6 protein-coding genes and 1 pseudogene are annotated in these 16,590 nt (G+C 50.4%); 1 reads left to right on the forward strand and 6 read right to left on the reverse strand.

From position 1 onward, the window contains the following. Nucleotides 1-160 precede the first annotated feature (160 nt). A complete protein-coding gene (gene uvrA, locus BGP75_RS23730; protein WP_076721399.1) occupies nt 161-6,001 on the forward strand; it encodes an excinuclease ABC subunit UvrA in 5,841 nt (1,946 codons plus the stop codon). 318 nt (nt 6,002-6,319) lie between these two features. Here the strand turns inward: uvrA and BGP75_RS23735 are convergent, their stop codons facing one another. The 6 genes and pseudogenes from BGP75_RS23735 to BGP75_RS27295 form a co-directional block, all read right to left on the reverse strand. Next, entirely contained in the window at nt 6,320-7,807 is a 1,488-nt protein-coding gene (locus BGP75_RS23735) for a glutamate synthase subunit beta (protein WP_076721400.1), read from the reverse strand. A 19-nt stretch (nt 7,808-7,826) separates the two neighbouring features. After that, nucleotides 7,827-12,434: a glutamate synthase large subunit gene (gene gltB, locus BGP75_RS23740; RefSeq protein WP_076721401.1), complete on the reverse strand. Its 4,608-nt coding sequence runs from the start codon at nt 12,432-12,434 to the stop codon at nt 7,827-7,829. 421 nt (nt 12,435-12,855) lie between these two features. Further along, nucleotides 12,856-14,022 (reverse strand): Gfo/Idh/MocA family protein, encoded by a 1,167-nt coding sequence (locus BGP75_RS23745; RefSeq protein ID WP_076721402.1) that lies wholly within the window; start codon nt 14,020-14,022, stop codon nt 12,856-12,858. A 21-nt stretch (nt 14,023-14,043) separates the two neighbouring features. Then, a complete protein-coding gene (locus BGP75_RS23750) occupies nt 14,044-15,120 on the reverse strand; it encodes a LacI family DNA-binding transcriptional regulator (RefSeq protein WP_083705017.1) in 1,077 nt (358 codons plus the stop codon). Between the two features lie 99 nt (nt 15,121-15,219). Beyond that, nucleotides 15,220-16,191, reverse strand: coding sequence for a sugar ABC transporter substrate-binding protein (locus BGP75_RS23755; protein ID WP_083705018.1), 972 nt, complete (start codon nt 16,189-16,191; stop codon nt 15,220-15,222). Between the two features lie 128 nt (nt 16,192-16,319). Then, nucleotides 16,320-16,590 (reverse strand): annotated as a pseudogene (locus BGP75_RS27295) (hypothetical protein); the annotation flags it as partial.

The following is a 16,590-nucleotide window of genomic DNA, read 5'->3' on the forward strand; positions in this document are numbered from 1 at the left end:
TAGCCGCTTAACGCTGACAAAAGACCAGCCATGATGGATGACAGTTGCCTGGCTGAACCGTTATGCAAGTCAAAAGGTATGCAGGTAGAAAGGTATGCAGGTGGACCCTTACATAGCCGGACAGTTGTGCGGATGGACAGTTACATAGGTAATCAGTTGCATGGGTGAAGAATTGATAGTCGTTAAAGGTGCACGCCAGAATAATCTAAAAAATCTTGATCTTGAGTTACCCACAAATGAGCTGATTGTGGTGACCGGGGTGAGTGGTTCTGGTAAATCGACCCTTGCTTTTGACACCATCTATGCAGAAGGCCAACGTCGATATGTCGAAACTTTTTCGGCCTATGCTCGACAATTCCTGGATCGGATGGATAAACCGGCGGTTGACAGTATTCAGGGTATTCCGCCAGCCATTGCAATTGATCAGAGTAATCAGGTGCGCACTTCCCGTTCTACTGTGGGCACGATGACGGAACTGAATGATTACTTAAAACTGCTGTTTGCCCGATTATCTGTGCTTTACTGTCGTGGCTGTGGCAGTGAAGTGAGTTCTGACAGCGCCCAGGGCATTGTTGAATCACTTTATAGTGATCTGGCGGAGGATACCCGGTTGGTTGTGTGCCTGCCAATTAACGTTCCCCATAACTTCAGCGATGATGAAGTTTTACAATTACTCAATCAACAGGGCTATATCCGTGTCCACAGTCGGACCAGGCAGCGAGTGGAGGTGGTGCAGGACCGCTTGAAACTTTCTGCCGCTAATCGAGGTCGTTTGACGGAAGCGATTGAGGCTGCACTCCATCACGGCGGGGGACATGTTCTGGTCTATCCGCTGGATGAGAACCGGGAGGCTGGGCCTGCTCTGCGCTTTTCCACTCACCATCACTGTGCACAATGTGACATCGACTACAGTGAGCGGACGCCGGGGCTGTTCTCTTTTAATTCTCCGATCGGTGCCTGCTCCAACTGCAGAGGTTTTGGTCGCACTATTGGTGTGGATTTCGGGTTGGTTATACCTGATGAAAATCTTTCGCTCCGCGATGGAGCAATCAAACCTTTCCAAACACCCAGTAATGAGGAGATTCAACAGGAGCTGTTACGCCAGGCGCGACGACACAACATACCGCTGGATAAACCCTGGAAGCAGTTAACCGACCAGCAGCAACAATGGGTATGGGAAGGTGAAGGCAGCTGGGATGATGGTCTGTGGTTCGGGGTGCAGGGGTTTTTCAACTGGCTGGAAAGAAAATCCTACAAAATGCACATTCGGGTGCTGTTATCGAAGTACCGATCCTATAACCAGTGTGAAAGCTGCAAAGGGGCACGCCTTAAAGAGGATGCCTTTTGGTGGCGTGTGGGTACGCTAACCGATGCGAAAAATGCCCTAGGTACTGCAACAGGGTTTGTGCCTCAGGGGAATACGCTGAGTGATACTGTTTTTGAACAGATCCCGGGACTGACGATCACCGACCTTATGCGTTTGCCGCTAGTGCAATGCGCTGATTTTTTTGATCAATTGCATCTGCCAGGTACCTTGGATGAAGCCGCGCAATTGTTGCTGACTGAGATACGCTCTCGCCTGAATTACCTGTTGGAAGTTGGTCTTGGGTATCTAACCTTGGATCGACAATCCCGCACTCTCAGTGGTGGTGAAGTTCAGCGTATTAATTTGACGACGGCTTTGGGTACTTCCCTGGTAAATACCCTGTTTGTATTGGATGAACCCAGCGTCGGACTGCATCCCAGAGATATTGATCGTCTGGTTAAGGTCCTGCATCGACTGCGGGATGCCGGGAACACTCTGCTGGTGGTGGAGCATGATCCTCAGGTGATATTAGCGGCAGATCGTGTTCTGGATATAGGGCCGGGGCCTGGTAAGCAGGGAGGCGAGATCAACTTTTTTGGTACCCCCGAGCAACTGCTTAATAAAAAAGATTCACTGACAGCACAATATCTCAATGGCACTAAAACGGTAACGGAAAAGGGAAGTTATAGACCTAATAAGCAATGGGCTAATGATGACCCGCTTGAGATCAGTGAGCATCCGCTCAGCAAATCTAAGGTGAATACACTCCGGGTACAAGAAGCTTCCGCCCACTATCGCCTGGCGACGGGATGTATTGAGATCGTTAAGGCAAGTCAGCATAACCTGAAGGACGTCTCCGTCAATATTCCGCTTAAACAGTTGGTGTGTCTTACCGGAGTCAGTGGCTCCGGTAAGTCGACTCTGATGCGGGATGTGCTCTATGCGGGTCTATGCCGACAAAAAGGCAAGGGAGGAGAATTACCGGGAACACATCAGGCATTGCTCGGTCATGAACTGATCGATGATGTGGTGCTGGTCGACCAGAGTCCTATCGGTAAAACCACAAGATCTATTCCGGCTACCTACGTTGGCGCCTTCGATGCTATTCGTAAGCTGTTTGTTGAACAGCCTGAAGCAAAAGCGCGAGGTTATACTGCGGGTACTTTTAGCTTTAATTCGGGTAAAGGCCGTTGTCCGAGCTGTTCTGGAAACGGATTTGAACAGGTTGAAATGCAGTTTCTGAGTGATGTGTATTTACGCTGTTCAGATTGTGATGGCAAGCGCTATCGTGATGAAATTTTAGAAATTAAGCTGTTGGCTGGTAGAGATCATGGTAAGCGAACGGATGATCGTCAGACGCCAATAGTCGAGCCAGCCGAAGCTGAATTACAGCAAGCCAAATCCATTGCTGAGGTTTTGAGTCTTACCGTGATGGAAGCGCTGGAGTTTTTTATCTCAGCGCCCGAGGTTTTGCGTTGTTTGCAACCCTTGGCGGATGTTGGCTTAGGCTATGTTCAGTTGGGTCAGGCGGTGCCGACCCTGAGTGGCGGTGAAGCCCAGCGCTTGAAATTAGCAGGACACCTGGCTGAAACTGCGGCACGAAGCAGAAAGAAAACCAAACAACAAAAGAGCAAGGGACAAAAGCTTCAGGGTCATGTCGGGCAGGCTCCTACAAGTCAGCCCCATACCAGCGAGAAGGGGATCTTGTTTCTGTTTGATGAACCGACCACCGGTCTGCATTTTGATGATATAGCGACTCTGATGATGGCGTTTCGCCGACTGATTGCCGCAGGACACTCGCTGCTGGTGATTGAGCACAATTTGGATGTTATCCAGGCAGCCGACTGGTTGATCGATATCGGTCCAGAGGGCGGGAACGGCGGTGGTCAGCTGGTCGCCCAGGGACGACCTGATGAAATTGCCACTCAGGGGACATCACATACTGCACAGGCATTAAGTGATTATGCCAGGACATTGGGATCCATCTCTGAGCAGAAGCCTGCTGCGCTTGCTTCGCCTGTGCCAGCGAAACAAAAATCCTCAAACAAGGTGATACAAATTCACCATGCTCGTGAGCACAACCTGCAGAATGTGGATATAAAAATACCTCGCGACCAGTTTACGGTTATATCCGGTGTCAGTGGCAGTGGCAAAAGCACGGTTGCATTCGACATCGTCTTTGCTGAAGGGCAGCGGCGCTATCTGGAATCTCTGAATGCCTATGCTCGACAGTTTGTGCAACCGGCATCCCGTCCGGATGTCGATGCTATCCATGGTATACCGCCAACCGTAGCAATCGAGCAGCGAACCAGCCGCGGTGGCCGTAAGAGCACCGTGGCAACCCTGACGGAAATATACCATTACCTGCGTTTGCTATACGTCAAGCTGGGGACTCAGTATTGCCCGAGTTGCGATGTCGCCATTGAGCCTCAAAGTATAGAAACAATTTTAACTCACATTCTGAAAACCTATCGTAACAACCGTCAGAACAGCCAGGTGACCCTGTTAGCACCGATGGTTGTGGCGAGAAAAGGTATTTATAAAGAACTGGCCAAATGGGCTGATGCTAAGGGTTATAGGCAACTACGGGTTGATGGTGAATACTTAGCCACTGCCGATTGGCCTCAGTTAGATCGATATAAAGAACACGATATTGAATTGCCCGTGGCGACTTTCGACATTAACAGCAAAGTCACCGCTGAGAATGAAAACAGGCTGCGGCAGGGATTGCAGCAGGCTCTGGAAATTGGTAACGGCGTCGTGGTTGTAACACCTGTGGGGGTTAACAGCGCCAATAAAAATACTGTTGAAGCTACTTTTTCAACTAAAAGAGCCTGCCCCTCCTGTGGGTGTGGTTTTGATGAACTGGACCCCCGTTTATTCTCATATAACTCCAAACATGGCTGGTGTAAAAGCTGCTTCGGTACCGGTCAGGAGAATACTGATTTTGATGCTGAGCAAAGTGGTGAAGAAGATCAGTGGCTTGAAGCGGATAAGTCTGATCGCTTAGAGGGGCACGCGGGTGAGCGGACTTGCCGCCAGTGCCAGGGCCTGCGGCTGAACAAAACAGCGCTGGCAGTGCGTTTTAAAGAGCAGTCGATTGCAACCCTGGCTGGATTGTCCGTTGATGATGCCAGTCAATGGCTGACTAAGCTGAAGTTGGATGACAGGGAAAAACTCATTGCCCGTGATTTGTTGGCGGAACTGGCGGGGCGACTGAGCTTTCTACAACAGGTTGGATTGAATTATCTGACTTTAGATCGGGCTGCACCGACACTGAGTGGGGGAGAGGCCCAGCGTATTCGCCTGGCCTCGCAACTGGGGTCTAACCTGCAGGGGGTCTGCTACATCCTCGATGAACCGACGATAGGTTTGCACACAAGGGACAACAGACGACTGATTGCAACTTTGCGGGATTTGCAAAGGCAGGGTAATACAGTGCTGGTGGTTGAGCACGATGAAGATACGATACGTGAAGCTGACTACCTGATAGACATGGGTCCTCGTGCCGGAGTTCATGGTGGTGAGGTGGTGGCTCAGGGGACTTTGGCGGAACTGAAAGATAACCAGAGTTCACTGACCGGGCAGTTTCTGGCTAATCCGTTGCGCCATCCGATGGCTGGCCTACGGGATAAGCAATTGCGTCAGCAATACCCGGTTGAAAAACTGCAGATTATCGGTGCTGATGAAAACAACCTGAACAAGCTCGATGTCAGTATTCCTTTGCATCGTTTAGTGGGTATCAGCGGAGTCAGCGGTAGCGGTAAAAGCACGTTGATCCGTTCAATTCTGTATCGAAATTTACGCCATAAAATTAACGTAAAACAACCCAAAGCCAATAAGACAAAGAAACAGCGCTGGCAGGGTTGTGACGAGATTAAAAACTGGCAATCGATCACCCGTATTCTGGAGGTGGATCAAACGCCCATCGGAAAAACAACACGCTCATGCCCGGCAACCTACCTAGGAATTTGGGATCATATCCGCAAACTGTTTGCTGAGACGGTCGATGCTCGCCTGCGTGGCTACACCCCTGCTCGATTCTCTTTTAATACCGGAGAGGGGCGTTGTGGTGCCTGTGGTGGTCACGGTATGGTCAAAATAGAGATGAACTTTCTGCCAGATGTTCGAGTCGCCTGTGAAGAGTGCAAAGGCTGGCGCTTCAATGAGGAAACACTGTCGGTACGCTATAAGGAAAAGCATATCGGTGAAGTCCTGGCGATGAACATTGAAGAGGCTACTGAATTTTTCTCTGCCGTCAGCTCAGTAAATCATGCGCTACAACTACTTCAGGATGTGGGGCTTGGTTATCTGACTCTGGGTCAGCAAAGCCCAACACTCAGCGGTGGCGAGGCACAAAGGATAAAGCTAGTGACCGAGCTGGCCAAGGCTAAGCCCGGCTCGCGAGTTAAGCAACACACCCTTTACGTGTTAGATGAGCCCACCGTTGGTCTACATATTGCCGATGTAGAAAAGCTGCTTCATGTACTACACAGGCTGGTGGACAGCGGCAACTCCGTATTAGTGATTGAGCACAATCTGGATGTGATCGCCGAATCCGACTGGGTGATAGATATGGGACCCGAAGGAGGCAGTGGTGGCGGTAAAGTCATCGCTCAAGGAACACCGGCCACGATCTGTAAGCGAAAACGCTCATATACCGGCAAGTATTTAAAGGAGTTGCTTGGAGTGTAATGCACCTCCGTAGGAGTTAGCCAAAATTTACCTTTAAGGACACTGTTGCTCATTGAATCAAAAATACTTTTACAAAGATACCGGAGTTATAACCGACAAAATCAATATATTTTCCATTGGATGATACCACCAGCTTTCTCATGACCTTGTCGACAAGCTATAGAAGAACCAAGAGGGGCGGGGTGAGCTGGATTCAAATAAACAGTTATTACTAAAACTGAGGATAGAGTACAAACATTAGCCTGAAAGCGTTTGTTTTTTTAAAAAAGGGTGGCAGAGTCATTTCTGCCACCCTTTTTTATCTTACTTAACCAAATCTCAGGGAAGGTAGGAATTTCCCATCAGGTAACTATCCACTTCACGGGCAGCACGGCGTCCTTCGTCTATGGCCCAGACCACCAGGCTTTGACCGCGACGGGCATCTCCAGCGGCAAAGATACCGGATACATTGGTATCAAAGTGGTCGTATTCGGCTTTCACGTTTGAGCGAGCGTCAGTCTCAACTTCCAGTTTGTCCAGCAGACCCGCTTCCGGTCCCATAAAGCCCATCGCCAGCAGTACAATATCGGCAGGGATGACTTTTTCAGTGCCAGGAACCGGCTGAGGTATCATCTGACCCTGGTCATTTTTTTCCCAGCGGATGTCCTGGGTATGTACCGCCTTAACGTTACCGTTCTGATCACCTTCAATCCGTTGAGTCGTTACTAGATAGTGGCGTGGGTCTTCATTCTGCACGGCAATGGCTTCTTTTTGGCCATAATCCACATTCAGCACCCGGGGCCATTGTGGCCAGGGATTGTTCTCAGCACGCTGATCGACAGGCTTGGGCATAATTTCCAGCTGGATCACGCTGGCACAGCCATGACGTAAAGCAGTTCCCACGCAGTCAGTACCGGTATCACCTCCACCGATAACAACTACGTTCTTGTCTTTAGCGTTGATAAAGGCACCGTCTTGATGTTTGCTGTCAAGCAGGCTCTTGGTATTGGAACCCAAGTATTCCATGGCGAAGTGGACACCCTTAAGCTCACGACCCTTAACATTCAGGTCCCGTGGCACAGTAGCTCCCGTACAAATCACGACAGAATCAAAGGTCTCTTTAAGTTGGTTGACGGGGAGATCTTTGCCAATTTCAGTATTTGTCTTAAAACAGATTCCTTCGGCTTCCAGCAGATCTACCCGACGCTGCACTAACTCCTTTTGCAGTTTCATATTAGGGATGCCATACATCAGCAGGCCGCCGATACGATCACTACGCTCGTACACGGTTACCTTATGACCTGCCTTATTCAACTGCGCAGCACAGGCCAGTCCAGCTGGGCCTGATCCGATCACTGCGACGGATTTTCCTGTGCGCCGGGCAGGCGGGTTGGCAACGACCCAGCCTTCCTCAAATCCTCGTTCGATAATGGCATATTCATGGTGTTTGATAGTAACTGGATCAGCATTGATTCCCAGTACGCAGGAACCTTCGCAAGGGGCAGGACAGACTCTGCCGGTAAACTCCGGAAAGTTGTTGGTTTTGTGCAGGGTTTGCAATGCTTCCTTCCAGCGTCCCCGATAGACCAGATCATTCCATTCAGGAATGATATTGTTGACCGGACAGCCAGCCACAGCCGGGGCATACTTTGATTCACCTGACTGGCAAAAAGGAACACCGCAATCCATACAACGGGAGGCTTGCTCCTGGATTTTGGACTCGGCCATGGGCTGATAAACTTCCTGCCAGTCGATAAGTCGTTCGGCCGCATCACGGGCCTGGGGCAGGTCTCTGTCTACAGATAAAAAACCGGTTGGATTTCCCATTATTTTTCTCCTCCTCGGCTCAGGCTTTCTGAGCAGCCAGGTTCTTTAGGTGCATGTTAAAGGCGGCTTCAGCAACCTGATCGTCGGTTTGGTATTCACCGCTGGCACGCGCCTGGCTCATGTAGGTCTGCATCTTTCTGAAATCGACCGGCATTACCTTAACAAAAGAGGCAATGGCGGCTGGCCAGTCTGCCAGCAAGTCAGCGGCCACATCTGAGTCTGTAGCCTGCTGATGCTGTTCAATCAAAGACTTCAGTTCGTTGATTTCAGCTTCATCTTCAAGAGTTTCCAGTGCCACCATTTCCATATTGCACTTGCCGGAAAAGTCTCCTTGGCGGTCCAGTACATAGGCGATACCGCCCGACATACCAGCAGCAAAGTTACGTCCGGTTGGTCCTAAAATAACTGCCTTGCCCCCGGTCATGTATTCGCAACCATGATCACCGACACCCTCTACCACCGCAGTGGCCCCTGAGTTTCGAACGCAGAAGCGCTCTCCGGCAATACCGCGAATAAAGGAGGTACCACTTGTGGCACCAAAAAAGGCCACATTTCCTATCAGAATGTTCTGGCTTGGTTTAAACGGTGCTTTTTTGTCCGGATAAACGACCAGTTTTGCGCCGGAGAGTCCTTTACCAAAGTAATCGTTGGCGTCTCCTTCCAGCTCAAAGTTGATTCCTTTGGCGCCGAAACAGCCAAAACTCTGCCCCGCTGAGCCATTAAACTTCACTTTGATACAGTCCTCAGGGAGGCCCGCATCGTTGTATTTTTTAGATATTTCGTTGGATAGCATGGTTCCGACTGCCCGGTCGGTGCTGATAACCTCATAGGCCAGCGATACTGGCTGCTGGTTTTCCAGTGCGGGTTGGGCGTCGTTAATCAGCTTTCGGTCAACGATGTCATCAATAAGGTGTTTCTGAGGGATGCTGTTGTACAGCGTTTCTCCTTCAGGCGCAGGCTCTTTGTAAAGGATCGGAGAGAGATCAACGCCCTTAAATTTCCAGTGATCAATGTTGTCTCGGATATCAAGGCACTGAGTCTGTCCCACCATTTCGTTGATAGTGCGGAAGCCAAGCTCAGCCATCAGCTCCCTTAATCCTTCTGCCATAAAGGTGAAGAAATTGACCACATGCTCAACCTGACCTTTGTAGCGTGCACGCAACTCTTTGTCCTGGGTGGCTATACCTACAGGGCAGGTATTAAGGTGACACTTGCGCATCATCGTGCAACCTTCCACGATCAATGCTGCGGTGGCGACACCCCATTCTTCCGCACCCAATAGCGTTGCGATGGCTAGATCACGAGGTGTTTTCATCTGTCCATCAGCTTGTACTGTGATACGACTTCGGAGTCTGTTGCGAACCAGAGTCTGGTGTGTTTCTGAAAGCCCCAGCTCCCAGGGAAGTCCCGCATGCTTGATAGAACTCAGAGGAGAAGCTCCGGTACCACCATCGTAACCGGCGATAAGTACAACATCGGCGTAACCCTTACAAACGCCAGAAGCGATAGTACCTACACCTGCTTCGGAAACCAGTTTGACGTTGATCCGCGCATCCCGGTTGGCATTTTTAAGATCGAAGATAAGCTGAGACAGATCTTCAATCGAGTAGATGTCGTGATGAGGAGGAGGTGAAATCAGCCCGACACCAGGTGTTGAACCACGTGTACGACCGATCCAGGCATCGACTTTATGCCCCGGAAGCTGCCCGCCCTCACCGGGCTTGGCACCCTGAGCCATCTTGATTTGCAGCTCGTCGGCATTGGCCAGATAGTAACTGGTCACACCAAAGCGTCCGGAAGCAACCTGCTTGATTCGTGACTTTTTGGAATCACCATTAGGCTCTGGAGTAAAGCGAATGGGATCTTCGCCTCCTTCACCACTGTTACTCTTGCCGCCGATCCGATTCATGGCGATAGCCAGAGTCGTATGGGCTTCCCAGGAAATGGAGCCAAATGACATTGCACCGGTAGCAAAGCGTTTAAAGATCTGTTCTACCGGCTCGACTTCAGCCAATGGAACGGGGGATCGATCTGAATTGAACTTCATCAATCCACGCAGGGTAAAAGCTGCCTGGCTTTGCTCATCGACTGTTTGCGCATATTCCTTGAATTGGCTGCGATCATTGTTCGATGTGGCGTGCTGCAATAGACGAATGGTGGTGGGATTAAACAGATGGCGTTCGCCATCTTTACGCCAGGCGTATTCACCACCGGAAGGCAACAGATTATCAACGGCGATACGATCAGCCGGAGGAAAGCCTTCTCTGTGCCGTTGCAGTGCTTCTTGGGCTATCTCGTCCAGACCAATCCCTTCGATACGGCTGACTGTGCCGGTAAAGTACTTGGCCACTACCTCAGAATTGATTCCCAGTGCTTCAAATATCTGCGCACTCTGGTAGGACTGGAGCGTAGATATTCCCATCTTGGAAAAGATCTTCAGTAAGCCGCTGTTGACTGCTTTGATATAGCGGTCGAATACCTGGTTGTCGCTCAGCTCGGCATTAACAATCCCTTCGTTACGGAGCTCCAGCAGGGTTTCAAGGGCAAGATAGGGGTTGACTGCCGATGCACCGTAACCCAGCAGGGTGGCAAAGTGGTGAGTCTCGCGTACATCTCCGGATTCAACAATCAAATCTGCCTTGACGCGCAATCCTGCTCGAATCAGATAGTGATGGACAGCAGCAGTGGCGAGCAAGGATGGTATCGGCAAATGATCAGTATCGATATTGCGATCACTCAGCACAATGATGGAAAAGCCATCTTCAACGGCATCCTTGGCATAACGACAGATACGATCCAGAGCTTTTTCCAGTTCGCCGGATTTTCCGGTTGCCCTGAAGGTGGTGTCGAGTGTTTTGCTCTGGAAATGATCGTGATCGATATGCTTGAGCTTCATCAGCTGTGAATTGGTCAACAGCGGTTGCTTGATCTCCACTTTGTGGCAATGGCGGGCTGTTTCTTCCAGCAGATTGAGTGAGCCACCCACATAGGTTCGAAGCGACATCACCATTTCTTCGCGAATCGGATCAATCGGTGGATTGGTGACCTGGGCAAAGAGTTGCTTGAAGTAGTTGGACAGGTGCTGTGACTTGTCTGACAGCACCGCCAGAGGGTTATCAGTCCCCATGGCGCCAAGAGGTTCTTTGGCAGTACCAACCATCTCGGCCAGGATTCGCTCCAGATCCTCTTTGGTGTAGCCAAAGGATTTCTGGTGCTTGGTCAACGATTCCAGCAGTGGTTGCTGAATCTGCGCCTGTGGCGTGGGCAAATCGTCAATCACTATCTTGTACTGCTCAAGCCATTGTCCATAGGGCTGACGCGCACAAATATCGGCCTTTACTTCGTCGTCACTGATAATGCGACCCTGTTCCAGATCGGCGATAAAAATCTTGCCGGGCTGCAGTCGACCTTTCTGAACCACTTTTGACTGGTCTACCACCAAAGCGCCGGTTTCCGAGCCCATGACCAGCATGTCATCATCGGTCAACAAATAGCGGGAAGGGCGCAAGCCGTTGCGGTCCAGAGTGGCACCTATTACTTTGCCATCGGTAAAGGAAATGGAAGCTGGACCATCCCAGGGCTCCATGATGCAGGCATAGTACTCGTAAAAATTCCGTTTGATCGGGTCCATGTCCTCCTGGCTTTGCCAGGCTTCGGGAACCACCATCATCATCACCTGGGCCAGAGGACGACCGCTGAGCACCAGTAGTTCTATAGCCATATCCAGGTTTGCCGAGTCTGAGCTGTCTTTATTGCAGATGGGGTGAAGCATCTGTAGCTCTTCGTCACTGAAGTTGACTGAGGATAAAAGCGCCTCCCGGGCCTTCATCCAGTTAACATTTCCCCGGACCGTGTTTATTTCGCCGTTGTGAGACAGATAGCGGAAAGGTTGGGCACGGCGCCAGGCTGGAAAGGTATTGGTGGAAAAGCGGCTGTGGAACATGGCCATTGCCGTATCCACTTGCTCATTTTGCAAATCCAGATAGTACTCCCGTACCTGGGCGGTGGTGAGCTGTCCTTTGTAGACCAGTGTACGTGAGGAGAAAGAAGCGATATAGAATTCGTCTTTTTCTTTGGCGATAGTCTCGTTGATCTGATGGCCAGTACATTTACGTAATATATAGAGCTTGCGCTCAAATGACTGATGGTCGAGTGAATCAGGTTTCTGGATAAAAACCTGCTCAATTTGTGGTTCAGTGTCTAAAGCTGCCTGACCAAGCCCACTGTTATCGGTGGGAACCGGACGAAAACCCAGTAAGTTGAGTCCGAGTTTCTCGATATTTTCAATTAATACCGTCCGGCACTGCTGCTGTTGAGTTGTTTCGGCTGGAAAAAACACCATACCGACGCCGTAATCTCCAGCTTCAGGCAATTGAAAACCCAGGTTGGCGCTTGTTGATGAGAAAAAGCCATGAGGAATCTGTATCAGGATGCCTGCACCATCACCACTTTTGACATCGAACCCGGTCCCACCCCGGTGTTCCATACAAGTCAGCATGGTCAGCGCATTTTCAATAATCTGATGGCTTTTTTTACCTTTGATATTGGCAACAAATCCAATACCACAGCTATCATGCTCAAATTCAGCGCGATAAAGACCCGTCGAAGGGCTACGACTCATATTCATCTGATGCTTCCCGATCTATTGTTAACTACTTGTAAGAATGGCGGTAAAGCGTTTTTAACTATCCAAATGCATGTGATCCAAATACATGCGATGGTCCCACCAAACTTCAGGAAAATAGGTACTGAGGATTGACTGCTTCTGGTGCTTGCTAGTGCCTCTTATGGGTACAAAAGAGACAATAGGGGGACACGGTCCGAGGCCGATAATAATCTAGTTCGACGGACTCGGATAGAGTTACTTTGTTAAAAATGGCGCTAAAATAGCGCCACTAACGCTAGTTGGTGCTTTGGTTGCAAGGCTTACTCATGACTGCGCCGGGCTAATTCGTGACTGCCTAATGACTTAGGCTGGCAGCGGATGAGGGTTTTACCGAGTGAGTTATCAGCTGTGAGTCAGTGGTCTTGTTGAGGGGTTATTGTGTTCAGGCGAGGGATAGCCATTTGCCATCCTGATTACTTGACGCTAGAGCTGTCTCGACGAAGCGCACACCTTTTACTCCATCTTCTATTCCTGGATACCAGCAGGCATAGTCTGACATCGGCGTGCCAGTTATCTGCTGGCAGATTGCTTCGGCGAAATCTGAATACAGGGTTCCAAAAGCTTCCTGATAGCCTTCCGGGTGACCTATTGCTACACGGCTGATGCGGTTGGCCGCTTCATACAGTCCCGGTCCTCCTTTAGTCAGCCATTGTGAGGGTTGATTCAGCCGTCGATGCAGCAGTTGATTGGGTTGCTCCTGATGCCATTCCAGGCCACCTTTGCTGCCAAACACTCGTAGATGCAAGCCATGCTCAGCGCCAGCTGCCGCTTGTGTGACCCATAGCATACCCCGGGCGTTATTGGCATAACGAAGCAGTATTGCGGTGTAGTCGTGGGCCCTGCGTCCTGGGACAATGCTGGTGACATCAGCACTTAGCGAGTGGGGGTCAATACCTGTGACAAAGGCTGCCAGGTGATAGCTATGGGTGGCGATGTCGCCGAGAATCAGTGATGGGCCTGCAATGTTCGGGTCCATGTGCCAATTGCTACCGTCCTTTTCCGATGGGGTCAGTTCAGCCAGATGGCCCTGTATATATTCGCATTGAAGCATTCGGATCTCGCCAATATCACCGGCTTCAATCATGGCTCTGGCCTGGCGGATCATGGGATAACCGGAGTAGCCATAGGCGACACAGAACAGGCTGTCGGATGCCTGGGCCCGAGCCTGCAAGTCCTCGGCCTCTGTCAGGCTGTTGCTCAAGGGCTTTTCACAGATAACATGCATTTCCTGTTCCAGAGCCTTGCAGGCTAACTCATAGTGACTGTCGTTAGGGGTCATGATGGCTAGCACATCAATGCCGTCATCACGCTGGGCTTCAGTGACCATCATGACTTCGGGGGTGGCGTAACCGCGTGCAATTCCCAGGCTGGCCGCGGCGGCAAGCGAGCGCTCAGGATCTGACGACAGTACTGCTGCTACGACCTCATACTGCTCATTAAGCTGTGCCGCTGCACGATGAATGCTGCCTATAAATGAACCTGGACCACCGCCAACCACTCCTAAACGCAGGCGACGGCCAATAGAATTGATAACCTTATTGGAATGCATGATTGAATACCCTGTTGATGGCTAATTTTTTTTGGCCGCTCGTGTTGAATTGCGGGTAATCAGCGAGCAGGGGACTGTGATCTGTCGGGCTTCCAGTGTCGGGTCCTGAATATGTTCGAACAGGGCTTCAACAGTGGTGTTGACCATATCGGTAAAGGGTTGTCGGATGGTGGTCAGGCTATAGGCACGACTGTGGGCGAGGCGTATATCATCGACGCCGATCACACCGATATCTTCAGGGACCCGCAAACCCAGTTCATAGCGTATAGCATCCATGCCACCGCAAGCCATAATGTCATCAACATAAAAGATCGAATCAGGTTTGTCGGCACTGTTAAATAATTTGCAGGTCGCATCAAATCCGGCGTCATAACTATGGCGCCCACCTTCAACACAAAACCAGTGCTCGCAACCGCGCTCTATCAGTCGACCGATAAAGCCTCGTTGCCGATCAGTGGTGGTTGATGCTGCGACAGTTCCGCCGACAAATGCAGGTCGCTGGTAGCCTGCATCCAACAATAGATCTGCTGCCATACGGCCATTGGCAACGTTATCACTGCACACCACGGTTGCTATCGATTCCGCTGAGTGGCGGCCAAAGATTACCACCGGTGTGTTTTGTGCCTGACAGGCGTCTATCAAAGCCTGTGGTAAGGTTGCAGAGGTTACAATCAGGCCGTCAACATGATATTGCATAACCAGCTCGACGGCTTCGGCAATGCTCATTTGCTGACTCGCATTAATCAGCAGACTGTGACAATTGCGTTGTTGTATTGCGGTTGTGAAGTCATCAAGTATCGATAGATAAGCGGGGTTTTCGAAATCTGTCATCAAAATGCCGATCAGGCTGGAATTGGACTTCAGCCCCCGTGCCAGACGGTTGGGCCTGTAGTCTAGTTTGTCGGCTGCTGCAAAGACCTTCTGTTTCATCTTTTCAGAGCAGCTTGCATTAGGATTGAAGGCTCTGGATACAGCGGAGATCGACACTCCCGCTTCGGCCGCAACTTCGGTCACCGTGATTTTATCAGCGACCTTTGCTTTCTTAGGCTCTGTCTTTGAGTCTGTTGTCGGGGGATTTGCCGAACTGCTGGATTCCAATGAGTTGCCTACCTGAAGATAAAAATCGTAAGTTACTTTAATCGCCCGTAAATTTCATCTCTGATGGCGTCGGGCCAGCGGCCTGACGCCTGAGAATACTTAGCGATACTTACCGGCTAATTTTTCCACCAGCTCCACATTGTCTTTGGTTACGAAGCCGGGGCCGGCATTGATGTGATTACTGGGGATAATACCGTAGCGGTTATAAAGAGTCAGAGCCATCACCGGCAGATAGCCTTGTAGATAAGGCTGCTGGTCGATAGCAAATTCGATGATGCCTGCTTTAATAGCAGCTGCAATTTCATTACTGAGATCGAAGGTGCCAAAGTAGATTTTGCTGCTAAGACGAGTTTTTTCCAGTGCCCGTAAGGTGGGATGTGCGGAGGTGGGTCCGAGAGTCAGTATCGCCTGGGTATTGGGGTTTTTGCGCAAGTAAGCCATAACGCGCTTTTCGATATCAGTCGGATCCTGACCGGAATCAATCATCTGGTTGCCAAGCTTGACCCCCAACGCGTCAGCAAACCCTTGACAGCGCTCTACAGATGCTGGGTTGGTCATGTAATGGTTAACGCAGAGAAAGCTCTGAATACCTGTTGCTTTGGCACGTTTGCCGGCTCCGAAACCAGCATCGTATTCAGGTTGTCCAACATGCAGAAGTGCGCCAAGAGCTTCGCTCTGAGCATGGGTTCCGGAGTTCATGGTAATAACCGGAATCCCCTTTTTCTGAGCTTTGTAAATAGGAGATTTCAACACGTCAAAATCGGCGATGGTGGTGATTATTCCGTCGGGATTGGAGGCGACTGCCTGCTCTATAACACGCGCCATATCAGTCAAGTCACCCGATGGAGGGTTACGGTATTCGACAGTGACGTTTAAGTTGTTTCCGGCTTCTTGAATTGCGGTCTTGATAGTGTTCCACCAGGAGTCGGCATCAGGGGCATGGCTGATAAGGACAAAACGTTCACCAGCCGCTTCGGCAGTGACTGGTGCCATCATTAGCGCAGCAGTGGAAGCGCAAGCAAGCGCTAATGTGGCCGTTTTTTTCAGCTGTTTGCTTAGAAATGACTTCATTTTTAGTTCTCCAGTTTATGCTTCTTGTTCTTTTTAGAACTTAAGGTCATAGGATGTCGAAGCCTGATGACTTCCAGGGACTTCGCTCAATTTCGATTATTGAGTACCGGTGATCCTGTTAATACCGATCACTTATGGCGGTGAATTTTTTGTGCCTCTCCTGTAAAGGCATCTGCTAGTGAATGTTCTGCCGCGGCGGCAGCTTCCAGTGAATGAGAGCCAGCAGAACTGGCTTGAGCATCATCACTGCGGGCAAACTCCTCCAGTTCTGCCTGTAACGCATCCATTTCCTGGCCTCCCGCCATCATTTCAAGAACGTCTTCACGGGAGACTTCCGATTTCAGATAGGAGCCCAGACTCTGGCCACGATTGAGCAGGGTGAAACGGTCGGCCACCGGG

Source organism: Motiliproteus sp. MSK22-1, assembly GCF_001968815.1.
Lineage (GTDB): Bacteria > Pseudomonadota > Gammaproteobacteria > Pseudomonadales > Balneatricaceae > Motiliproteus.